Source organism: Stenotrophomonas sp. LC732 (assembly GCF_052446685.1).
Taxonomy (GTDB): Bacteria; Pseudomonadota; Gammaproteobacteria; order Xanthomonadales; family Xanthomonadaceae; genus Stenotrophomonas; species Stenotrophomonas muris.
On sequence record NZ_CP199214.1, the window covers coordinates 2,907,446 to 2,927,824 of the forward strand.

21 protein-coding genes are annotated in these 20,379 nt (G+C 67.7%); 13 read left to right on the forward strand and 8 right to left on the reverse strand.

Translation table 11 applies throughout. The annotated features are described in order from the left end of the window. Positions 1–81 precede the first annotated feature (81 nt). The 4 genes from ACT6SE_RS13940 to ACT6SE_RS13955 form a co-directional block, all read right to left on the reverse strand. On the reverse strand, positions 82–3,162 hold the full coding sequence (locus ACT6SE_RS13940; protein WP_046431674.1) for a TonB-dependent receptor: 3,081 nt from the start codon (positions 3,160–3,162) through the stop codon (positions 82–84). A 77-nt stretch (positions 3,163–3,239) separates the two neighbouring features. Continuing rightward, the gene (locus ACT6SE_RS13945; protein ID WP_014647752.1) at positions 3,240–4,277 is read right to left on the reverse strand and encodes a LacI family DNA-binding transcriptional regulator; all 1,038 of its coding nucleotides are present in this window, start codon (positions 4,275–4,277) and stop codon (positions 3,240–3,242) included. A gap of 148 nt (positions 4,278–4,425) precedes the next feature. After that, the gene (locus tag ACT6SE_RS13950) at positions 4,426–4,701 is read right to left on the reverse strand and encodes a BolA family protein (protein ID WP_014647753.1); all 276 of its coding nucleotides are present in this window, start codon (positions 4,699–4,701) and stop codon (positions 4,426–4,428) included. Beyond that, complete coding sequence (locus tag ACT6SE_RS13955; RefSeq protein WP_014037825.1) at positions 4,698–4,997, reverse strand: YciI family protein; 300 nt, start codon at positions 4,995–4,997, stop codon at positions 4,698–4,700. The genes ACT6SE_RS13950 and ACT6SE_RS13955 overlap by 4 nt, the downstream gene beginning before the upstream one ends. 375 nt (positions 4,998–5,372) lie before the next feature. Here ACT6SE_RS13955 and ACT6SE_RS13960 point away from each other — a divergent pair, with 375 nt between their 5' ends. From ACT6SE_RS13960 to ACT6SE_RS13970, 3 genes are read left to right on the forward strand one after another with little or no spacing between them, the layout of a single operon-like run. Then, positions 5,373–6,281, forward strand: a complete 909-nt coding sequence (locus ACT6SE_RS13960; RefSeq protein ID WP_014647754.1) for a segregation and condensation protein A — start codon at positions 5,373–5,375, stop codon at positions 6,279–6,281. 13 nt (positions 6,282–6,294) lie between these two features. Beyond that, on the forward strand, positions 6,295–7,170 hold the full coding sequence (gene scpB, locus ACT6SE_RS13965; protein ID WP_014647755.1) for an SMC-Scp complex subunit ScpB: 876 nt from the start codon (positions 6,295–6,297) through the stop codon (positions 7,168–7,170). Beyond that, positions 7,163–8,800, forward strand: coding sequence for a pseudouridine synthase (locus ACT6SE_RS13970; protein ID WP_046431677.1), 1,638 nt, complete (start codon positions 7,163–7,165; stop codon positions 8,798–8,800). Before scpB ends, ACT6SE_RS13970 begins: the two co-directional genes overlap by 8 nt. 115 nt (positions 8,801–8,915) lie before the next feature. Here ACT6SE_RS13970 and ACT6SE_RS13975 read toward each other — a convergent pair whose 3' ends face one another. Continuing rightward, a complete protein-coding gene (locus ACT6SE_RS13975; RefSeq protein ID WP_069116916.1) occupies positions 8,916–9,704 on the reverse strand; it encodes an AraC family transcriptional regulator in 789 nt (262 codons plus the stop codon). A gap of 90 nt (positions 9,705–9,794) precedes the next feature. On the opposite strand from ACT6SE_RS13975, the gene ACT6SE_RS13980 reads away from it, so the two are divergent. Further along, complete coding sequence (locus tag ACT6SE_RS13980) at positions 9,795–10,925, forward strand: MFS transporter (protein WP_032960096.1); 1,131 nt, start codon at positions 9,795–9,797, stop codon at positions 10,923–10,925. Here the strand turns inward: ACT6SE_RS13980 and ACT6SE_RS13985 are convergent. The 3 genes from ACT6SE_RS13985 to ACT6SE_RS13995 form a co-directional block, all read right to left on the reverse strand. Continuing rightward, complete coding sequence (locus tag ACT6SE_RS13985; protein WP_014037831.1) at positions 10,912–11,346, reverse strand: hypothetical protein; 435 nt, start codon at positions 11,344–11,346, stop codon at positions 10,912–10,914. The two genes, ACT6SE_RS13980 and ACT6SE_RS13985, sit on opposite strands and share 14 nt — an antisense overlap. Positions 11,347–11,457: 111 nt before the next feature. Further along, on the reverse strand, positions 11,458–12,264 hold the full coding sequence (locus ACT6SE_RS13990; protein WP_014647759.1) for an amidohydrolase: 807 nt from the start codon (positions 12,262–12,264) through the stop codon (positions 11,458–11,460). Positions 12,265–12,278: 14 nt separating this feature from the next. Then, entirely contained in the window at positions 12,279–13,427 is a 1,149-nt protein-coding gene (locus tag ACT6SE_RS13995; RefSeq protein ID WP_088375482.1) for a pyridoxal phosphate-dependent aminotransferase, read from the reverse strand. 11 nt (positions 13,428–13,438) lie between these two features. Between ACT6SE_RS13995 and ccmA the strand changes: the two genes are divergently transcribed. From ccmA to ACT6SE_RS14040, 9 genes are read left to right on the forward strand one after another with little or no spacing between them, the layout of a single operon-like run. Beyond that, positions 13,439–14,236 carry a heme ABC exporter ATP-binding protein CcmA gene (gene ccmA / locus ACT6SE_RS14000; RefSeq protein WP_414616944.1) on the forward strand — a complete coding sequence of 266 codons (798 nt, stop codon included), beginning with the start codon at positions 13,439–13,441 and terminating at the stop codon, positions 14,234–14,236. Further along, positions 14,233–14,928, forward strand: coding sequence for a heme exporter protein CcmB (ccmB, locus tag ACT6SE_RS14005; RefSeq protein WP_014647762.1), 696 nt, complete (start codon positions 14,233–14,235; stop codon positions 14,926–14,928). The genes ccmA and ccmB overlap by 4 nt, the downstream gene beginning before the upstream one ends. A gap of 43 nt (positions 14,929–14,971) precedes the next feature. Then, entirely contained in the window at positions 14,972–15,742 is a 771-nt protein-coding gene (gene ccmC / locus ACT6SE_RS14010) for a heme ABC transporter permease CcmC (RefSeq protein ID WP_032960090.1), read from the forward strand. Continuing rightward, a complete protein-coding gene (locus ACT6SE_RS14015) occupies positions 15,739–15,927 on the forward strand; it encodes a heme exporter protein CcmD (RefSeq protein WP_046431684.1) in 189 nt (62 codons plus the stop codon). The genes ccmC and ACT6SE_RS14015 overlap by 4 nt, the downstream gene beginning before the upstream one ends. After that, positions 15,924–16,385 carry a cytochrome c maturation protein CcmE gene (ccmE, locus tag ACT6SE_RS14020; protein WP_014647764.1) on the forward strand — a complete coding sequence of 154 codons (462 nt, stop codon included), beginning with the start codon at positions 15,924–15,926 and terminating at the stop codon, positions 16,383–16,385. Before ACT6SE_RS14015 ends, ccmE begins: the two co-directional genes overlap by 4 nt. After that, positions 16,386–18,305, forward strand: coding sequence for a heme lyase CcmF/NrfE family subunit (locus ACT6SE_RS14025; protein WP_049420105.1), 1,920 nt, complete (start codon positions 16,386–16,388; stop codon positions 18,303–18,305). It abuts the gene before it with no gap. 8 nt (positions 18,306–18,313) lie between these two features. Then, entirely contained in the window at positions 18,314–18,931 is a 618-nt protein-coding gene (locus ACT6SE_RS14030) for a DsbE family thiol:disulfide interchange protein (protein WP_014647766.1), read from the forward strand. 4 nt (positions 18,932–18,935) lie between these two features. Then, positions 18,936–19,385 carry a cytochrome c-type biogenesis protein gene (locus ACT6SE_RS14035; RefSeq protein WP_046431702.1) on the forward strand — a complete coding sequence of 150 codons (450 nt, stop codon included), beginning with the start codon at positions 18,936–18,938 and terminating at the stop codon, positions 19,383–19,385. Continuing rightward, positions 19,379–20,368, forward strand: coding sequence for a tetratricopeptide repeat protein (locus tag ACT6SE_RS14040; protein ID WP_046431705.1), 990 nt, complete (start codon positions 19,379–19,381; stop codon positions 20,366–20,368). The genes ACT6SE_RS14035 and ACT6SE_RS14040 overlap by 7 nt, the downstream gene beginning before the upstream one ends. The last annotated feature ends 11 nt before the right edge of the window (positions 20,369–20,379 follow it).

Sequence of the window (20,379 nt, forward strand, 5' to 3'; positions counted from 1 at the left end):
CCGGCACGGGGCCGGCCATTGCCGTTTTCACCGATGCCGCCAGCGAGCCGGCGGCATCGGGTCATGCATCACCGCCCGGGCTTAGAAGCGGAAGCCCACTTCGGCCTTGACCTGGCGCGGAGTACCGACGATGTCGCCGGTCTCGTTGTAGCTCACCAGCAGCTTGCCGTCGCTCTTCACGTAGTTCAGGTTGGAGAAGTTGTCGAAGTTGAGCACGTTGATGATGTCGATACGCGCATACAACTCGGTATCGCCGGCCAGCTTGAAGGTCTTGGTCGCCTGCAGGTCAAGCGACCGGTAGCCGAAGATCTTGCCGCCGAGCAGGAAGCGGCCGTTGCCCCCCGGGTAGCCGGCGGCCGGGGTCGGCAGGCAGTTCGGGTTGCCGGCCTGTGCCACGCAGGACCAGTCGTTGCCCGCCACCGGGGTGGCCAAGGTCAGCTTGCCACCGAAGGTGATGCCCCAGAAGCCATCGTAGGAGCCCGTGACCACCAGACGGTGGCGCGGCGCGCCGTTGGACTTGATGTATGGGTATTCGCCGATGGTGCCGCGATCGAACGAGTAGTGCTCGTCGATGTTGCGGTTGTGGCGCGCAGTGGTCCAGGTATAGGCGATCGAGGTACCCCAGCCACTTTCCTTGGTGTACGGCTTCTGCGCCGACAGGAGGATCTGGGTAGCGCGGGTCTTGATGCCCTGCTGGCCAATGATCAGGCTGCCGAAGCCGGGGATGTTGCAACCCCACGGTTGGCCGTAGGTTGGCTTTTCGGCACCACACAGCATCTGGTTGTCGAAGAAGTTGCCGTTGCGGAAGCGATTGCCCAAGGTGTAGGCGAAGCCATCATAGGTCAGCGTGCGCGAGATGGTGGCGTCGGTCAGCCACTCCCCGATCTGGTTGCTCATGCCCAGGCTGAACTGGTCCGCGTAGGGCACCTTCAAGTTGTTGTTGAGCAGGTCCACTTCCAGGCCTTCGTTGCTGGTACTGCCCAGCAGGGCCTGCACGTTGCCGATGCCATTGAGCAGGTTCGGGTTCCAATCGAAGCACGGGTTCTGCCCGTACAGGCAGGCTCCGCTGCGCGGGTCGCGGAAGTACACGGTCGGCTGCGGCAGGGCCAGCTTGGTGGTTTCCAACGCCAGGTAGTCGAAAAGATCACGGTCGTAGGAACGACCGGCGCCACCATGGATCACATGCTGCTCGTCGGCATTGATGTCATACGAGAAGCCCAGCCGCGGCTGCCAGGCATCCTTGAATGCTTTGCGGTTGTGGCCGTTGCTGATGTAGTCGTTGATGTTCAGGCCGCTCAACGCGAGCGTCTGCGCGTAGCTCTGCCCGGCCGGGCCATGCGGATCCTGCGCATTGAGCGCGCTGACCACTTCCGGCGGGGTCACGAAGTCCAGGTAGGTCGGGTTCTTCTCGTAGTCCCAACGCAGGCCAAGGTTCAACTGCAGGTGGTCGTTGACCTGCCAATCGTCCTGAATGAACAAGCCAATCTGCGTGGTCTTCGAGCGTACTTCCGGCAACACGCCACTGACACCAGTAATCGGCTTGGTGAACTGCGCCTTGTACGGCGTATCAATGCCAAATTCCGGGTTGCCCACGGTGTAGTAGAACTGCGGGTTGATCTGCTGCGCGTCGGAGGCGTACAGATTGATCTTCTTGTACTTGGCGCCCATCTTGATGGTGTGGTCGCCAGCCCACTCCAAGCCGTCCAGGGTCAGGTTGTCTTCGATCGACCAGCCCTTCTGGCCCTTCACCTGCGAGGCGAAGGCGCTGGCACCACCGATTTCCACAATGGTGCGTTCCTGCGGGGTGTTGCCGTCGATGTCACGGCCATCCGGCGCGGTGTACACGTAGCCGTTGCCCAGGGTCAGCGGCAGCGGGTTGTTGAACGACTTCTCGTGGGTGACCATCAGCTCGTTGTAGAAGCGCTCACCGCTGTGATTCCAGCGCAGCGCGAAACGACGGTCTGTGTTGTCAGTGACCTTGCCATGCTCCTTGGAGGTCTGGTCACTGAACTGCTGCTGATTCTCGTCACGATCCTGGACTGTGAACTCGATGCGGTCGTTGTCGGTCGGCTCGACGTCGATCTTGGCGAAGATCAGGTCCTGCTTGAACGGCTGGCTGGCCGGGCCCAGGCCGGCGGCGGCCGCCGCCGGCAGCTGCGAGGCAGCACTGGTGACCGCGCCATTCGGGGCAATGGTCACTGGCAGATCGAAACGCTTGGCTTCGTAGGTCACGAAGAAGTGGGCCTTGTCCTTGATGATCGGACCGCCCAGCGCGAAGCCGTATTCCTTCTCCGCCGATTCTTCCTTGCTCTTTCCCGGCTGGCGTTCGGCCGGGGTCATCGCACGCATACTGTCGTTGGTGTAACGATAGAAGGTCTCGCCCTTGAACTCGTTTGTACCCGACTTGGTCGCAGCGGTGATCGCGGCGCTGGACACCTGGCCGTACTCGGCCTTGTAGTTGCCGCTGATGACCTTGTATTCACCGATGGCCAGCTGCGGGAACGGGTTGCCTGCGCTGCCGGACTGGCCGGCCACGCCGCCGCCCTTGACGTAGCTCTTCTGGCCCACACCGTCAATGTACACGTTGGTGCCGTCGGCGTTGGTCGCACCGCCGCGCAGCGAGGTGTTGCCCTTGGCGTCACGGGTGAAGATCATGCCCGGCACCGCGTCGGCGAACTCCAGGAAGTTGCGCGACACCTGCGGGGTGGTCTGGATCTGCTGCAGGCTGACGGTCTTGCCGACTTCGGAGGTGCGCACTTCCTGCAGCAGGGTCGGCGCGACGACGTTGACGGTGTCCAGGTTGGTGGCCGCGGTCGAACCGGGGGTGCTGCTGGCGGCACCGGCAAAGTTCAGCGTCGCGGTCGAGGCCACGGTGACGGTGACCTTCTGGGTCTGGCCGTTGGCGACCACGTCATAGGTACCCGGGTCCAGGCCCATCAGCGAGTAGCTGCCGTCGGCGCGGATGGTGCCACGGCGGACGGTACCGGTAGCCACGTTGGTGGCGGTCACTTCGGTACCTGCCTGGGCGCCGGCAACCTGGCCGCGCAGGCTGGCGTTGGCCGACTGCGCCATGACGTTGGGGGCGGCGGCCAGCATCAGGCAGCTGACCAGTGCGGTGCTCAGCAGCCGGCGCGCCGGCATGCGGAAGGTGGTATGCATCATCAACTCAATCTCCGGGTGGCGGTAACCGCTTGCGCGGTCCCTGCGATCAGTCAAAAAAAGAAGGAACGCCTCTGGCTTCAATGGCCGGATGGCGGAGTGGTGGAATCGCGAACTATCAAGCGGGGAACCAGGGTCTGCTTGTCCCCTGTCCCATCCGTGGAGGTGCCGTCCATCAACTGCATCAGACGCGTCATGGCCCGGTCGCCGAGCTCGGCGATGCTGACCTGCATGGTGGTCAGCGACGGGTGGACGAAACGCGCCAGTGGAATGTCATCGAAACCTGCCAGGGCAACATCGGCCGGCACACGGACACCAGCCTGCGTGAACGCATACAGGCAGCCCAGGGCCATCATGTCGTTGGCGGCGAACACGGCATCGGGCAGCGCTCCGGCTGCCAGCAACTCCTGACCGGCGCGATGGCCGGAAGCTTCGTCGAAATCACCGGGCAGCTCGATGCCTTCGGCGCCACTGCCAAACGCCACCAGCGCGTCACGGAAGCCGCGCAGGCGCTCGCGCGCGTCGAAGTTGAGGTCCGGGCCAGAAATGAAGGCAATGCGGCGGTGGCCGGCGTCCAGCAGGTGGCGGGTCATCGCCATCGCACCGGCGTGGTCGTCGATGCTCAGCACCGGATGGTCCTGCCCGGGCAGATAGGTGTTGATCAACACCGTCGGCAGCGACTGCGGCAGGTTGTCGGTCAGGAAGCCCGGGCTCTCGGCATAGGGCGAGAGCACCAGCAGGCCGTCGACGCGGCCGCGCATGGCACGCAGGGCGGCGCCCTGCTGTTCCTGGTCGCCGTGGTAGCTGGACACCAGCAGGTGCTGGCGGCGGTTGCGGGCCACGCCGTCGATGCCGCGCATCAGTTCGGAGAAGAATTCGCCGTACAGGTCAGGCAGCACCACGCCCACCGTATTGGTGCGGCGGCTGCTCAGGCTGCGGGCGGCGGCATGCGGGGTGTAGCGCAGCCGTGCGGCCACCTCCAGCACAAGCTGGCGGACCGGTTCGGCGACATTTTCATGCCCGTTGAGCGCGCGGGAAACCGTGGCCACGGAGACCCGGGCTTCGCGTGCGACGTCTTTGATTGTGATAGCTGCCTTGTTCACGAAGCCGCCCTCCACGGCTTGGACCTACCAGCATTGGCGCGGAATGTAAGCGTTTCCATCTGGGCTTGTAAACAGTCCGTTAGGCGAATGTCCCGAAATGGACATGAAAACCTGTCCGTGGCCAGGCCCTTGCGGACCCGCCAGGACAGTGCGGGACAAGGGCTCAGCCCTGTTCTGACGGGGTATGTGCGCGGATGGACAGCGCGTGGATATCGGTGTCCATCATCGACCCCAGCGCGGCATAGACCGCGCGATGCCGGGCCAACGGAGCCAGTCCGGCGAAGCGTTCACTCACCACATGGACGTTGAAATGGCCGCGCCCGTCGCGCGCGCCGGCATGGCCGGCATGGCGATGGCTGTCATCCTCGATCTCGAGCACGCTGGGTGCCAGCGCCTGCTGCAGCGCATCACGGATCCGCTCGATCCGTTCCGCGTTCACGGCAGGACCTTGCGGAACGGGCGTACCTGCACGCGGGTGTAGACGCCGGCAGCCACGTACGGGTCGGCATCGGCCCAGGCCTGGGCCTGCGGCAACGACTCGAACTGCGCGATCACCACCGAGCCGCTGAAACCGGCCGGGCCCGGGTCTTCACTGTCCACCGCCGGGCACGGGCCGGCCAGCAGCAGGCGTCCCTCGTCGCGCAGCGCGTGCAGCCGCGCCAGGTGTTCCGGCCGCGCCTGCAGCCGCTGCGCCAGCACATCCTGGCCGTCATACCCTTCGATCACATACCACACCGGCATTTCCTCGCTTGCGTTGTCGGGTCCGCAGATTCTAGCCAATGCAGCCCCCGCCCCGGTCCGGCTGGACACTGGCGCGGCAAAGGCTTACCCTAGACTCCATTGCACGTGGCTGGATGCAGCGGCCCGTCGGTTTTTGCGGCCAACGCAGCCCCCGACGACCGTCCCGCTGCTTCAAACCGGACCACCCGGCCGGGCCACGTAGACGACCTCCCCGTAGTTCTGTCGCTGCCGTTTACCGCGGCGCGTCCCGCTGTTTGATATGTGTGGAATCGCGCCGATCCCGGCGTGTCTGGCGCCTTGGGGCTCCGTGGCGTTGGCCCGGCGAACCCGGTGCCGCGACTGGTCCGTTGCAATCCTGATCTCCATTAGATGACTTCCGAACTCGCGCTCGACGCGAACCCGCCAACCCGGCCGCCCGCCCCCCAGCAGCAGGAAATGCCGCTGGCCGTGGTGCATGGGCAACCGGTCCTGCAGATTCCGCAGGACCTGTACATCCCGCCGGACGCGCTGGAAGTCATCCTGGATGCCTTTGAAGGCCCGCTGGACCTGCTGCTGTACCTGATCCGCCGCCAGAACCTGGATGTACTGGACATTCCCGTTGCCGAGATCACCCGGCAGTACGTGGAGTACATCACCGTGATGCGCGAGCTGCGCTTCGAGCTGGCGGCCGAATACCTGGTGATGGCCGCGATCCTGGCCGAGGTGAAGTCGCGGATGCTGCTGCCGCGCCCGGTCAGCGAGGAAGGCGATGAAGCCGACCCGCGCGCCGAACTGGTGCGCCGGCTGCAGGAGTACGAACGCTTCAAGCAGGCCGCCGAGAACATCGACGCCCTGCCCCGCCAGGACCGCGATACCACCGTGGCACATGCCTTCATGCCCGAACGTGCCACGGTGAAGCTGCCGCCGCCGGTGGACCTGAAGGAAATGCTGCTGGCCCTGCACGACGTGCTCAAGCGCGCCGAGCTGTTCAGCGGCCACGCCATCAAGCGTGAGGCACTGAGCGTGCGGCAACGCATGGGCGAAGTGCTGGGACGCCTGGAAGATGGCAAGTTCTATCGTTTTGAAGGGCTGTTCACCGCCGAAGAAGGCAAGCTGGGCGTGCTGGTCACGTTCCTGGCGGTGCTGGAGCTGGCCAAGGAACAGCTGCTGGACATCGTCCAGGAAGAACCGCTGGCGCCGATCTACGTGAAGTCGCTGGCGGCCGGCAACACCAATGCCCCGCTGCAGTTCAGCAGCGAGTTCGACGACAACGACGACGACGCCAATGCAGACGAGTGAGCGCTGACTGCCGATGGATCAATCGCTGATCAACCGCATTGTCGAGGGTGCCCTGCTGGCTTCCAGCCAGCCGCTCACCCTGGCCCAGCTGAAGGACCTGTTCCCGGAAGAGGAACCGGCACCGCCGGGCAGCATCGAACGTGCGCTGGAACGCCTGCGCGAGGCCTGCGAAGGCCGCGGCGTGGAACTGGTCGAGGTCGCCTCCGGCTTCCGCTACCAGGTCACCGGCGAAGTGCATGGCTGGATCAGCCGGCTGTGGACCGAACGCAAGACCCGCTACACCCGTGCCACCCTGGAAACCCTGGCGCTGATCGCCTACCGGCAGCCGATCACCCGCGGCGAGATCGAACAGGTGCGCGGCGTGGCGGTCAGCAGCAACATCATCCAGGCGCTGGAAGAACGCGAGTGGATCCGCGTGGTCGGCCACCGCGACGTGCCCGGCAAACCGGCGCTGTTCGGCACCACCAAGGGCTTCCTGGACTACTTCGGGCTGAAGCGGCTGGACGAACTGCCGCCGCTGTCGGAGCTGAAGGACCTGGGCGAGCTGGAACCGCAGCTTGCCCTGGACCGCGATGCGCCGGCCGTCGCCGGTGCCGAGGGTCCGGACATCTCGGCCGGCGCCGATGGCGCTGCCGCGAACGATGATGCCAGCCTGGCCGGCAGTGACACCCCCGATTCCGCCGATGCAGCCCCTGCGTCGGCCACCGATGAGCAAGCACCTTCGCCCCTCGATGATGGGCACCCCGATTCCGCGCCGGGCGAGCGCGCGGTGCCCCTGAACGAACGCGAAGACAACGCCGTCGCGATGACGACCGTGGCTGTTGACCAAGCCGATTCCGAACCAGAGGCCGACCTCGAAACCGTCGGCCGGAGCAAAACTGATGAGTGACACCCCCCGTAACAAGCTCTCGCTGAAGCGCGAAGCCACCTCCGAACAGTTCAAGCTGGAAGAACGCCTGCACAAGGTGCTCGCACAGGCCGGCCTCGGCTCGCGCCGCGCGCTGGAACAGCGCATCGCCGAAGGCCTGGTCAAGGTCAACGGTGAAGTCGCGCAGACCGGCATGTCGGTCAAGAGCGGCGACAAGATCGAACTGGATGGCCGCGGCTTCGTCGCCACCGCCCTGGCCGAGCCGTCGCGCGTGCTGGTCTACAACAAGCCGGAAGGCGAAGTGACCACCCGCGATGATCCGGAAGGCCGCCCGACCGTGTTCGAGTCGCTGCCGCCGCTGAAGGGCGCGCGCTGGATCGCCATCGGCCGCCTGGACATCAACACCACCGGCCTGCTGCTGGCCACCACCGACGGTGAGCTGGCCAACGCCATGATGCACCCGTCGTTCGAGGTCGAGCGCGAGTACGTGGTGCGCGTGCGTGCGCCGGAAGGCGAGGAAAAGGTCTCTGACGCCATCGTCGACCGCCTCACCCGTGGCGTCGCGCTGGAAGACGGCCCGGCCAAGTTCGATGAGATCGAACGCATCGGCGGCACCGATTCGCACGACTGGTTCCGCGTCGTGGTGAAGGAAGGCCGCAACCGCGAAGTGCGCCGGCTGTGGGAGTCGCAGGGCTGCCAGGTCAGCCGCCTGAAGCGCACCCGCTATGGCAAGGTGAGCCTGCCGCGCGAACTGGCCCGTGGCCATTCGGTGGAACTGGGCACCACGCAGGTTGAAGCCCTGCGCGCCCAGCTGAAGCTGGAAGAAGGCGCACCGTCGGCACTGACGCTGCAGCCGGTGATCGGCCAGCGCCGCGCGGCCAAGACCACCGTGCGCGTGCGCGAAGGTGGCCGTGGCAACGCCTACGTCAACGGCCACAACACCGCCGACGAAGGCCGCGAGCTGCGTCGTTTCGACAACGTCCGCGAAGACCGCGGCCGTGGTCGCGGCGGCAAGGGTGGCGGCTTCAAGGGCGGCCTGACGGTCAGCGGTGAAGCGGCAGCCAAGCAGTCGCAGAAGCCGTTCAAGCAGCGCGCGCCGAAGAATGATCGCTCGCTGCCGGAAGGCAACCCGGCCGCGTTCCGCACCTGGTACGTGCCGGATGGCGTGAGCACCGGCCCGAGCGGCCATCGCAACGCCGGTCCGGGCGCACGTGGCCCGGGTGCCCGTGGTCCGGGTGCAGGCGGCCAGGGCCGTCCGTACGGCAAGCCGAAGGGCCCGGGCGCAGGCGCCGGTGGCGGCCAGGGCCGTGGCGGTTTCGGTGGTGAAGGCCGTGGCGGCGCAGGTGGCCAGGGTCGTCCGGCCGGTGCGGGCAACCGCTCGCAGGGCCAGGGCAACAAGCACCCGTACGGTCATCCGGGCAACGCGCCGAGCTTCCCGTCCGACCACGCCACGCCGGGCTTCAACCCGTATGGCAGCCCGAAGCCGGCACACGGCGCCCGTCCGGGCGGTCGCGGTCCGGGCGGTGGCAACCACCGTGGCCCGGGTGGTAACCGTGGTCCCGGTGGTCCGGGTGGCAACCGAGGCCCGGGCGGCCCCGGTGGCAACCGCGGTCCCGGCGGCCCGCGCCGCAGCGGCCCGCGCGGCGGCTGATCGGCAGCCACGTTGAAATGCAGAACCCCGGCTCCGGCCGGGGTTTTTCTTTGAAAAGGGGACGGAGGGGATTAAGTCGCTTTCGCCCTTCGACGCACAGCGTGGCGAAAACGACTTAATCCCCTCCGTCCCCTTTTGCGTGGCGCTGGAACGCGGCGGGCGTGGTGCCGGTCATGCTGCGGAAAAAGGCGATGAACGGACTCTCGGCGGAAAAACCAGTGTCCTGCGCAACGTGCCCGATGCGATGGCCAAGCAGCAGCAGCTCCATGGCGCGCATCAGGCGCCATTGCTGGCGCCAGGCCTGGTAGCCCATGCCGGTGTCGCGTTGCATCAACCGGCCGACCGTGCGCACGCTCAGGCCCGCACGCGCAGCGAGCTCACCCAGTTCAGGCGGCAACTGCTCGGCCAGCGGCAGGCAGCGCGCGATGCGTGGATCGCGTGGCAGCGGCAGGTCCATCGGCGCCACCGGTGCGGCGGCGATCTCCAGCACGCACAACGCCAATTGATGGTGCGCGCGTGGCGCCCGCCAGTCATGGTCGAACGGCGCCTGCGCGATCGGTTCCAGCAATGCCTGCAGCAGGGGACCGACGCCGATGATCGCCGGCTGCTGCGGCAGCCGTGCCGACAACGTGGCATCGAAATACAGCGAGCGGTAGTCCACGGCCTGGCGCATCTGTGCGCGATGGCGCAGGCCGCCGGGAATCCATGCCGCGCGCGAGGGCGGCAGCAGGCTGATGCGGTCGCCGAAGGTCAGCCGCGTGCAGCCCCGCCGGGTGTACAGCAACTGCGCGCGCGCGTGCTGGTGCCAACCCGAATCATGATCGGCCAGCGACGACGCGATGCCCAGCACCGGTGCGCTCCAGGCATCCGCATCGAAGTGCGCATCCGGTTGCAGCCACGCCATGTCCGATTTCATCCATTTCCTGTCCAGACCGACAGAGTGCGCCACTCCGCCGGCCACCACAATACGCGGCCCTGTTTGCGGAGCACCCGCATGTCGCGTCGCCTGTTGTTGCTCACCATTGCGCTGCTGATGTTCCCCCAGTTGGCGCAGACCCTGTACAGCCCGGCCCTGGCCGACCTCGCCGGGCGCTTCGCACTGCCCCCCGGCGCCGCCAGCCAGGCCATGAGCCTGTACCTGTTCGGTTTTGCCGCCGGTGTCCTGCTATGGGGGCGGCTGGCCGACCATGTCGGTCGTCGCCCTGCCCTGCTCTGCGGCCTGGCCGTGTTCGTACTGGCCGCCTGCGGCGGCCTGCTGGCCAGCACGTTCGGCCAGGTCCTGCTGGCCCAGGCACTGGCCGCACTGGGTGCGGCGGCGGCCTCGGTGGTAACCCAGACCGTACTGCGCGATCACCTGAAGGGTCCGGCGTTGGCGCAGGCGTTCTCGTGGATCGGCATGGCGCTGGCCTTGAGCCCGGCGATCGGGCTGGCACTGGGTGTGCTGCTGGTGGACAGCCATGGCTATGCCGGCGTGCAGGCCGGCCTGCTGCTGATGGTCAGCCTGCTGATGCTCGGATGCGCAACGGGCCTGCGCGAGAGCCGCCCTGCGGAAGTCGCGCACACCCCCATGCTTCCACTGTTGTGGCAACTGCTGCGTGATCGCTGGATCTGGTCACAGGCGCTGCTGGTGATGGCGTTCAACGTGGCGATGTACAGCTGGTACGCGCTGGGCCCGTTCGTATTCGAACGCCTGCACTGGCCGCTGGCCTGGTTCGGTGCCAGCGGCGCGCTGCTGGCGCTCGGCTCGGCGCTGGGTGCATGGGGCAATGCTCGCCTGCTGCGCGCAGGCGTTGCCTCCGCCACGCGCATCCGGCTCGCCGCAGGGCTGGTGCTGGCCGGTGGGCTGTTGGCTGCCTTGCTGCACAATCAGCCGGCACTGGTCGCGGCGATGGTACCGGTGGTGGCCGGGTTCGGCCTGGCCATTCCCAATGTGCTGGGCCAGGCCCTGCGCGGATACCCGCACTGCCTGGGCAGCGCCGGCGCCCTGTTCGGCCTGCTCTACTACCTGTTGATCGGCGTGGCGATGGCCGTGGTCGGCGCACTGCAACTGCTGGCGCCGACACTCATCGTGTGCGGCGTGCTTGCCCTGTGGCTGCAGCGGCCGGCACGGCTCAGCGCCGGCTGATGGTGAAGGCGGCGCCGTCCACGCCCAGATCCCAGCCCTTGCCGGTGCCGGACAGGGCCAGCGAGATGTCGCCCTTGGTCATCACCTGCGCGTTGCTGGACTTCACGGCACCCGCATGCGCGCCAACCGAGGCATAGGTGCCCAGCAGCTCGTTGACGCTGACGGCGCCGGTGAAGCTGCCACGGCCATTGGTGATCTTCGACTTGCCCACGGTCAGGCCGCCGCCCTTCACTTCGATACGCACCGGCAGGCTGGTGCCGTTGCTGCAGCTGACCGTGCCGTTGCCGGAAGCGGTCTTGTAGATCAGTGACCAGCCGGACAGGTTGTAGCGCAGCTGGCAATCGAGGTTGCCGGCGGCGTGCGCGGCCGGGGCCAGCGTGGCAGCGGACAGGGCCAGCAGCAGGGCGAAGGGCTTGTTCATGGCAGGACTTCCAGTTCGGTCGGACTGCCGGCGAATCTAGCAGCGCGCGCGTGCACGCTGGATGCAGGCGCGCGCGCTGCGTGGCAGGCATTCAGCCGCCGTCGTGCTGTTTCAGGCCTGCTCGTCCAGATGGAAGGCATCAGCATCGAGCATCGCAGGGAAACGCGCGCGATGTGCAGCCAGTGCTTCGGCCGAAATGGTGGTGGTCACCACCTGTTCGCGTTCGCGGATCTCCACCTGCGGCTGGCCGAGGAAGTCGATCACCGCGCTGTCGCCGGCGTAGTGCAGCTGGTTGCCGTCCACGCCGACGCGGTTCACCGCCGCCACGAAGCACAGGTTCTCGATCGCCCGCGCACGCAGCAGGGTCTTCCATGCATAGGCGCGCGCCGACGGCCAGTTGGCGACGAAGATCTGCAGGTCGAAGTCCAGCTGCTGAGGACGCTCCACGTTGTAGCGGTTGCGGCAGAACACCGGGAAGCGCAGGTCGTAGCAGACCTGCGGATTGATCCGCCAGCCCTTCCATTCCACGCTCAGGCGCTCACGGCCGGCGGCATAGCGCTCGTGCTCACCGCCGTAACGGAACAGGTGGCGCTTGTCGTAGTACTGCAGGCCGCCCTCTGGCGTTGCGAACAGCAGGCGGTTGTAGACGCCGTTGCCCTCGCGCAGCTGCACGCTGCCGATCACTGCCGCGTTCAAGACCCTGGCCTGTTCGCGCACCCAGGCCACGGTCGGCCCGTCCATGCCTTCGGCCTGGGCGATGGCGTCGTTGGAGAAGCCACTGGTGAAGGTCTCCGGCAGGATCACCAGGTCGGTACTGCCGGCCAGCGGTGCCAGCAACGCACCGTAGTAGGCGCGGTTGCCGGCCGGGTCATGCCAGCGGGTGTCGCCCTGGACGAGGGAAATGCGCAGGTCCTGCATGTCCGTGTCTCCGCTCACAGAAGGCGCAGGCGTTCGATCGCCGCGTCCATGGTCGTTTCGTTCTTGGCAAAGCACAGGCGCACCAGGCGCTGGCCGGCCGGCGGAGTCTCATAGAACGGCGACAGCGGAATGGCGGTGACGCCCTTCTCGATGGTCAGCCACTTCACGAACTCATGGTCCGGCAGGTCGCTGATCGCCGAATAGTCGACCAGCTGGAAGTAGCCGCCCGGCACCGGCAGCGCCTTCAGGCGGGTACCGGCCAGCTGCTCGCGGAAGCGGTCGCGCTTGGCCTGGTAGAACGCGCCCAGTTCCAGGTGGTGTTCGGGTTCGTCGCGGATCATCGCGGCGAAGCCATGCTGCGCCGGGCCGAAGCTGGTGAAGGTGTTGTACTGGTGCACCTTGCGGAACTCGGCGGTCAGCGCCGGCGGGGCGATCGCATAGCCGATCTTCCAGCCGGTGCAGTGGTAGGTTTTGCCGAAGCTGGAGATGACGAACGCGCGCTCGCGCAGTTCCGGGTAGCGCAGCGCCGATTCATGGCGACGGCCGTCGTAGATGATGTGTTCGTACACCTCATCGGAGATCAGGTAGATCTGCGTGCCGCGCAGCAGTTCGGCCAGCGCCTGCATGTCCTGCGCCGACAGCATCGCGCCGGACGGATTGTGCGGGGTGTTGACGATCAGCATGCGGGTGCGCGGGGTGATCGCTGCGCGCACGCGGTCCCAATCGACCGCGAACGTCTGCGGATCCAGCGACACATGTACGGCCCTGGCACCGGCCAGGTCGATCGCCGGTTCGTAGCAGTCATACGCCGGGTCCAGCACGATCACTTCCTCGCCGGCACGCACCACGGCGTGGATGGCGTTGAAGATGGCCTCGGTGCCACCGCTGGTGACAGTGATCTCGCTGTCCGCATCGACCTGCGCGCCGTAGCAGTCCAGCACCTTCTGTGCGATGGCCTGGCGCAGCGGCGCCACGCCGGTCATCGGCGGGTACTGGTTCAGCCCGGCGGCCATCGCCCTGGCGGTCTCGTCGATCAGGCGCTGCGGCGCCGAAAAGTCCGGGAAACCCTGGCCCAGGTTGACCGCGCCGTGTTCGGCGGCGAGCTGGGACATCACGGTGAAGATCGTGGTACCGACCTTGGGCAGCTTGGTGGTGGGTTGCATCGGCCTGGGCTGTGGGGGAACAAGGGATCCGAGTTTACGCAATCCGCGCGTCGGTAGCGCCGGCCGCCGGCCGGCAACCTCGGCTGGCAGGTGGCGAAATTACCGGCCAGCGGCCGGCACTGCCATCGGCATTCACCGCTACAATTGCCGCCGCACTCCGGCATGAAGACCTTTGCCCCTTGAACACCCCTGCATTGCTGGCTGCCAGCGGCCTGAGCTTCTCCCGCAATGACGAGCCGGTGTTCGGCCCGCTGGACTTCCATGTGGACGCCGGCGAAGCCCTGCTGGTGCAGGGCGGCAATGGCGCCGGCAAGACCACCCTGCTGCGCGTGCTGGCCGGCCTGGCCCGGCCCGGTGCCGGCCAGGTGCGGATCGACGGCAAGCCGGCCAGCAATGCCGAGCGCGCGCGCTATGTCGCCTACCTCAGCCACCTGCCAGCGCTGAAACCGGACCTCGGCACGCTGGAAAACCTGCATTTCCTGTGCGGCCTGCACGGACGGCGTGCGCGGCAGATGCCCGGCAACGCGCTGGCCATCGTCGGCCTGGCCGGTTATGAGGACACCCTGGTACGGCATCTGTCGGCCGGACAGAAGCGGCGGCTGGCACTGGCGCGCATCTGGCTGTCGCCGGCACCGTTGTGGCTGCTGGACGAACCCTATGCCAACCTCGACCTGGAGGGCATCACCCTGGTCAACCGGATGATTTCGGCGCACCTGCGCGCCGGTGGCGCTGCGCTGGTCACCACCCACGGTGCCTATGCCGCACCGCCGGTGCGCACCCGCCAGCTCGACCTCGGCGGTGCCGCGTGATCGCGCCGGGCACCGAACCGGGCCTGTGGCAGACCGCAGGCGCCCTGCTCAGGCGCGACCTGCGCCTGCTCTGGCGCCGCCGCGGCGATGCGCTGCAACCGCTGCTGTTCGCGGTGCTGGTGGTGGTGCTGTTCGCCCTGGCCCAGGGCCGCGAACCACAGCTGTTGGCCGCCACCGCCGGTGCAGTGCTGTGGCTGGCCGTGCTGCTGGCCGGACAGCTGTCGCTGGATTCGCTGTTCCGTTCCGACGCCGAGGATGGCTCGCTGGAACAATGGCTGCTGGCGCCGGTGCCGCTGGCCTGGCTGGTGCTGGTGCGCGTGCTGCTGCATTGGGCCACCACTGCGCTGCCGCTGATCGTGGTCAGCCCGCTGCTGGCCGAAATGCTGCATCTGCCGCATGACCAGCTGCCGATGTTGCTGGCATCGTTGCTGCTGGGCACGCCGTTGCTGAGCCTGATCGGTGGCGTGGTCGCCGCGCTGACCGTAGGCATCCGACGCTCTGGTATTCTCGTGGCGCTGCTGTCGTTGCCGCTGTACGTGCCGGTGCTGGTGTTCGGCGCAGGCAGCCTGGCGGCAGCCGGACGCGGACAGGATCCGGTCGGTGCGCTGCTGATGCTGGGCGCCGGCCTGCTGGTCGCGCTGGTGCTGGCGCCGCTGGCCACTGCCGCTGCAATACGTATTTCTCTGAGTTGACCGAGCTGAGAGCCAATCCACCCCTGCTGGATAGCCGCCACGCATGAATCCGATTGTCCGCTGGTTCCACCAACTCGGTTCGCCCCCCACGTTCGACCGTTTCGCTGCCCGCTGGTCGCGGGTGTTCTACCTCGCGGCGGTGCCGGTGCTGCTGGTCGGCATGTGGCAGGCGCTGCTGGTGGTGCCACCGGAAGCCAAGCAGCTGGACAGCTTCCGCATCCTCTACATCCACGTGCCCAGTGCCTGGATGAGCCTGTTCGTCTTCGCGCTGATGGCGCTGTATGCGGCCATCGCACTGGTCTGGCGGATCAAGGTCTGCGAGATCCTGGCCATGGCCTGCGCGCCGATGGGCGCCGGCTTCACCCTGATCACCCTGTTGACCGGCAGCATCTGGGGCAAGGGCACCTGGGGCACCTGGTGGGACTGGGACCCGCGCATGACCAGCGAACTGGTACTGCTGTTCCTGTACCTGGGCGTGATCGGCCTGTACCACGCCATCGAGGACCGCCGCAGCGCCGCGCGCGCCGCTGGCCTGCTGGCCATTGTCGGTGTCAGCCTGCTGCCGGTGATCCGCTACTCGGTGGACTGGTGGGGCGGCCTGCACCAGCGCCAGTCGATCAACGTATTCGGTGAATCGGCGATCAGCAGCGCGATGATCGCGCCGCTGTGGTGGATGGTGATCGGCACCAAGTTCTGGTTCGCCGGTTCGGTGCTGGCCAAGGCCCGCGCCGACAATCTCGACCGCGAGGCCGGCAAGGCCTGGGTCGGCGGCCGCGTCGATGCCGGACGCCCGGCCCGGGAGGCCCAGCCATGACCCACCTGCCCTATGTGATCGGTGCCTACGCGGTGTTCGTGCTGGTGCTCGGCGCCGATGCCATCGGTTCGTGGCTGCGCCTGCGCGTGGCGCGCCGGCTGGCACTGGCCCGCCAGCAGCGCCAGCATACCCGCGCCGGCAGGCAGGACGCAGCGACGCCGTTGTCGACGGAGCTGGAACGATGACCCCGGTACAGCGCCGCCGCCTGGTGTGGGTGCTGCTGGCCCTGCTCGCCTCCGGCCTGGCCACCGCACTGGTGGCGATGGCACTGGAGCGCAACATCGCCTACCTGTACACGCCCTCGGAAGTGCTGCGCGGCGATGTCGATGCACAGTCGCGCTTCCGCCTCGGTGGCATGGTGGTGAAAGGTTCCTTCAACCGACCGGTCGGCTCGCTGGAGGCGCGCTTCGAGGTGACCGACGGCGACGCGCAGCTGGCGGTGACCACGTCGCGGATCCTGCCGGACATGTTCGCCGAAGGCACGGCGGTGGTCGCCAGCGGCCGCCTGCAGGACGGCACCTTTGTCGCCGACGAGGTGCTGGCCAAGCACGATGAGAAGTACGTGCCGAAGGAAGTGGCCGACAAGATGGGCGATGCCCATCGCAAGCACGACGTGCCGGTGACGGCACCCGAGGTGCGCTGAGTGCTGCCCGAACTGGGTCAGATCCTGCTGCTGTGCGCGTTGCTGGCCTCGCTGCTGCAGGCCGGCCTGCCGCTGGTCGGTGCGCAGCGCAACAATACGGCGTGGATGGCGGTGGCACGACCTGCCGCGTTCGCGCAGCTGCTGCTGGTCGCCGGCGCGTTCGCGGTACTGACCGCCGCGTTCGTGCAGCAGGACTTCTCGGTGCGCTACGTGGCCGAGAACTCCAATTCGCTGCTGCCGATGGTCTACCGCTACTCGGCGGTCTGGGGCGCGCACGAGGGCTCGCTGCTGATGTGGGCGCTGGTGCTGGCGCTGTGGACCGGCGCGGTGGCGTTGTTCTCGCGGCACTTGCCGGCACCGGTGCAGGCGCGCGTGCTGGCGGTGATGGGCGTGGTCAGCGTCGGCTTCCTCGCCTTCCTGATCTTCACCTCCAACCCGTTCCTGCGCCTGAACCCAGCACCGCTGGAAGGCCGCGACCTCAATCCGCTGCTGCAGGACCCGGGGCTGATCATCCATCCGCCCATGCTGTACCTGGGCTATGTCGGCTTTGCGGTGCCGTTCGCCTTCGCGGTTGCCGCACTGCTGGAAGGCCGCGTCGACGCACGCTGGCTGCGCTGGACGCGGCCATGGACCAACGTCGCCTGGGGCTTTTTGACCCTGGGCATCGCGCTGGGCAGCTGGTGGGCCTATTACGAGCTGGGCTGGGGCGGCTGGTGGTTCTGGGACCCGGTGGAGAACGCCAGCTTCATGCCATGGCTGGTCGGTGCGGCATTGATCCATTCGCAGGCCGTCACTGAAAAGCGCGGCACCTTCGGCAGCTGGACCCTGCTGCTGGCGATCGCCGCCTTCGCGCTGTCGCTGCTGGGCACGTTCCTGGTGCGCTCCGGCGTGCTGACCAGCGTGCATTCGTTCGCCGCCGATCCCTCGCGCGGCTTGTTCATCCTGGTGTTCCTGTCGGTGCTGGTCGGTGGCAGCCTGCTGCTGTACGCGCTGCGTGCCAGCCAGCTGAGCGTGGATGCCGAGGACCCACGCCGTGGCTTCACCGCCACCTCGCGCGAGACCCTGCTGCTGGCCAACAACCTGCTGCTGGCCACCGCCTGTGCGATGGTACTGCTCGGCACGCTGTACCCGCTGCTGGCCGATGCGCTGTCGCTGGGCAAGATCTCGGTCGGCCCGCCCTACTTCGGCAGCCTGTTCCTGCTGCTGATGGCGCCGATGATCCTGCTGCTGCCGTTCGGCCCGCTGGTGAAATGGCAGCGTGACCAGCCCTCGCGCGCCTTCGCGCTGCTGGCACCGTGGCTGGGCCTGGCGCTGCTGCTGGGCGCGCTGGCCTGGTGGCAGGCGCCGCAGAACGGGTGGAAGGCCGGCATCGGCGTGGCCGCTGCGGCCTGGGTCGCGCTCGGCACCGCACGCTTCGTCTGGCAGCGCCTGCGCGGCAATGGCCGCTTCACCGCCGAAATGCTCGGCATGATCGTCGCCCACGCCGGCATCGCCGTGTTCCTGGCCGGCGCGCTGCTGGTGGAGGCGCTGAACGTGCAGCGCGAAGTGGCGCTGGCACCAGGCCAGCAGCTGGTGGTCGGTCGCCACGAAGTGCGCTTCGAAGGCGTGGACCATCGCGAAGGCCCGAACTTCATCGCCGACCGCGGCCACCTGCGCGTGTTCCGCAACGGCCGCGAGCTGGCCCTGCTGCACCCGGAGAAGCGCCAGTACGCCAGCGGCGGCCAGGTGATGACCGAGGCCGGCATCGATGCACGCTTCAATGGTGACGTCTACGTGGCATTGGGCGAGCCGCTGGGCAACAATGCATGGGCGGTCCGGGTGCACATCAAGCCGTACGTGCGCTGGATCTGGCTGGGCGCGCTGTTGATGGCCCTGGGCGGATTCATCACCGCCGCCGATCGCCGTTTCCGTCGTCCGTAGGAGTTCCCATGTCCGAGTCCCCCACCCCGCGTCCCTCCCGCCCGCTGCCGCCGGTAGCCATCGTGATCGGCGTGCTGTTCTTCTTCGGCCTGCTCGGGCTGATGATCTACGGGGTGATGAAATCAGGCGATCCGCAGCGCGACGTACTGCCGTCGGCACTGATCGACAAACCGGCGCCGGCATTCGCGCTGCCGGTGCTGCACGACCCGGAAATGATCGTGCACAGCGACGACCTGCGCGGCGCGCCCTACCTGCTGAACGTGTGGGGCAGCTGGTGCGCGGCCTGCCGCGAAGAACACCCGGTGCTGACCCGCTTCGCGGAAAGCAAGCGTGTGCGCGTGATCGGCTACAACTGGAAGGACGACCCGACCGACGCGTTGCACTGGCTGGAACAGCTGGGCAACCCGTTCATGGTCGTGCTCAGCGATGTCGAGGGCCGCACCGCGATCGACTGGGGCGTGACCGCCGCACCGGAAACCTTCCTGGTCGATGGCAGCGGCATCGTGCGCTGGAAGTACAGCGGTGCGATGACCCAGCGCGTGGTCGACGAGAAGCTGATCCCGGCGCTGCAGAAGATCGAGAAGGCCCAGGGCAGTGCCGGCAACACCCTGCATACGGCGCCCTGAACCCATGCGCTGGCTGCTGGCGTTGCTGCTTCTGACGCTGCCGCTGCCCGCGCTGGCCCAGCAGCCGCTGCACGATCCGCAGCCGCTGCAGTTCCGCGATGACGCCGAGGAACACCGCTTCCATGACCTGGCCGCGCAGCTGCGCTGCGTGCAGTGCCAGAACCAGTCGCTGGCCGATTCCAACGCGCAGATCGCCCAGGACCTGCGCCGCGAGGTGCTGCAGCTGATGCAGCAGGGGCACGACGACGCACAGATCAAGCAGTTCCTGGTCGCGCGCTACGGTGAGTTCGTGCTCTATCAACCACCGTTGCAGCCGGGCACCTGGCTGCTGTGGGGTGGCCCCCTGCTGGTGCTCGGCGCCGGTGCACTGGTGGTGCTGGGCATCGTCCGCCGACGTGGACGCACCGTCGGCGCGGCGCCGGCCGGCAAGGCCGATGAAGGAGACGAATGGTGAACCATTGGCTGCCGATGCTGGCCGGGCTGGTCGCCGCGCTGATGGCAGCGCTGGTGCTGTGGCCACTGCGCCAGCGCGGTCGGCGCGGTTTCGTGGTCGGCGTGCTCGCGCTGGGCGTGGCCGGTGCCTGCCTGTATCTGCTGGTCGGTGACCCAAGGGCGGCACAGGTACAACCGACCCCGTCGGCAGCCACCCTGCGCGATGGCGTGCAGGCACTGCAGGACGCACTGGAGCGCGACCCGCAGCGTGCCGACGGCTGGGCATTGCTCGGCCGTTCGCAGGCCGAACTGGGCAACGCCGCAGCCGCGGCGGATGCCTTCGCGAGGGCCGCCGCATTGGCACCGGATGATCCGGGCGTGCTGGTGGAAGCCGCGCAGGCGCGCGCGCAGGCTGATGCCGGCAAGCAGTTCGATGACACCGCAATGGCCTGGTTGCAGCAGGCGCGCGCACAGGCTCCCGATGCCGAGCGCGCCAGCTGGCTGCTGGGCATCGCCCTGCGCCAGCGCGGAAAGAACGCCGAGGCCGCGGATGTGTGGAGCGGCCTGCTGCCACGACTGGAGCCGGGTGCCGCGCAGGCGCTGCAGGCACAGATCGCCCTCGCGCGCGAGGCCGCTGGCCAGGCGCCCGATGCTGGCGCTGCGGCGCCACCGGCGCTGCTGCAGGTGCGCGTGCAGCTGCCGGCACTGAAGAACGCCGAGTGGCCAGCCAGCACCCAGGTGTTCGTGCTCGCCCGTGCCGTCGGCGGCCCGCCGATGCCGGTGGCCGCTCGCAAGCTGCCGCTGAGCGGATTCCCGGACACGGTCGGGCTGGGCGACGGTGACAGCCCGATGCCGACCGCACCGCTGTCGGCCCATCGCGAAGTGGAAGTGGTGGCACGCATCTCGCGCAGCGGCAGCGCCAACCGCAGCGAGGACGACCTGCAGAGCGTTCCGGTGAAGGTAAGCCTGCCCCACGACGGTGTTGTGGAGCTGCGCTTCCCTTGACCTGTAGAGCC

What these genes read in the sequence shown, in the direction of transcription:
- ACT6SE_RS14030 (WP_014647766.1), top strand. Translation starts at nt 18,314, where the DNA reads ATGTCCGAGTCCCCCACCCCGCGTCCCTCCCGCCCGCTGCCGCCGGTA.
- ACT6SE_RS13975 (WP_069116916.1), bottom strand. Translation starts at nt 9,704, where the DNA reads ATGGCGTGGCTGCAACCGGATGCGCACTTCGATGCGGATGCCTGGAGC.
- ACT6SE_RS14040 (WP_046431705.1), top strand. Translation starts at nt 19,379, where the DNA reads ATGGTGAACCATTGGCTGCCGATGCTGGCCGGGCTGGTCGCCGCGCTG.
- ACT6SE_RS13980 (WP_032960096.1), top strand. Translation starts at nt 9,795, where the DNA reads ATGTCGCGTCGCCTGTTGTTGCTCACCATTGCGCTGCTGATGTTCCCC.
- ACT6SE_RS13990 (WP_014647759.1), bottom strand. Translation starts at nt 12,264, where the DNA reads ATGCAGGACCTGCGCATTTCCCTCGTCCAGGGCGACACCCGCTGGCAT.
- scpB (WP_014647755.1), top strand. Translation starts at nt 6,295, where the DNA reads ATGGATCAATCGCTGATCAACCGCATTGTCGAGGGTGCCCTGCTGGCT.
- ACT6SE_RS13960 (WP_014647754.1), top strand. Translation starts at nt 5,373, where the DNA reads ATGACTTCCGAACTCGCGCTCGACGCGAACCCGCCAACCCGGCCGCCC.
- ACT6SE_RS13970 (WP_046431677.1), top strand. Translation starts at nt 7,163, where the DNA reads ATGAGTGACACCCCCCGTAACAAGCTCTCGCTGAAGCGCGAAGCCACC.
- ccmC (WP_032960090.1), top strand. Translation starts at nt 14,972, where the DNA reads ATGAATCCGATTGTCCGCTGGTTCCACCAACTCGGTTCGCCCCCCACG.
- ccmE (WP_014647764.1), top strand. Translation starts at nt 15,924, where the DNA reads ATGACCCCGGTACAGCGCCGCCGCCTGGTGTGGGTGCTGCTGGCCCTG.
- ACT6SE_RS13940 (WP_046431674.1), bottom strand. Translation starts at nt 3,162, where the DNA reads ATGATGCATACCACCTTCCGCATGCCGGCGCGCCGGCTGCTGAGCACC.
- ACT6SE_RS13995 (WP_088375482.1), bottom strand. Translation starts at nt 13,427, where the DNA reads ATGCAACCCACCACCAAGCTGCCCAAGGTCGGTACCACGATCTTCACC.
- ACT6SE_RS14035 (WP_046431702.1), top strand. Translation starts at nt 18,936, where the DNA reads ATGCGCTGGCTGCTGGCGTTGCTGCTTCTGACGCTGCCGCTGCCCGCG.
- ACT6SE_RS13985 (WP_014037831.1), bottom strand. Translation starts at nt 11,346, where the DNA reads ATGAACAAGCCCTTCGCCCTGCTGCTGGCCCTGTCCGCTGCCACGCTG.
- ACT6SE_RS14015 (WP_046431684.1), top strand. Translation starts at nt 15,739, where the DNA reads ATGACCCACCTGCCCTATGTGATCGGTGCCTACGCGGTGTTCGTGCTG.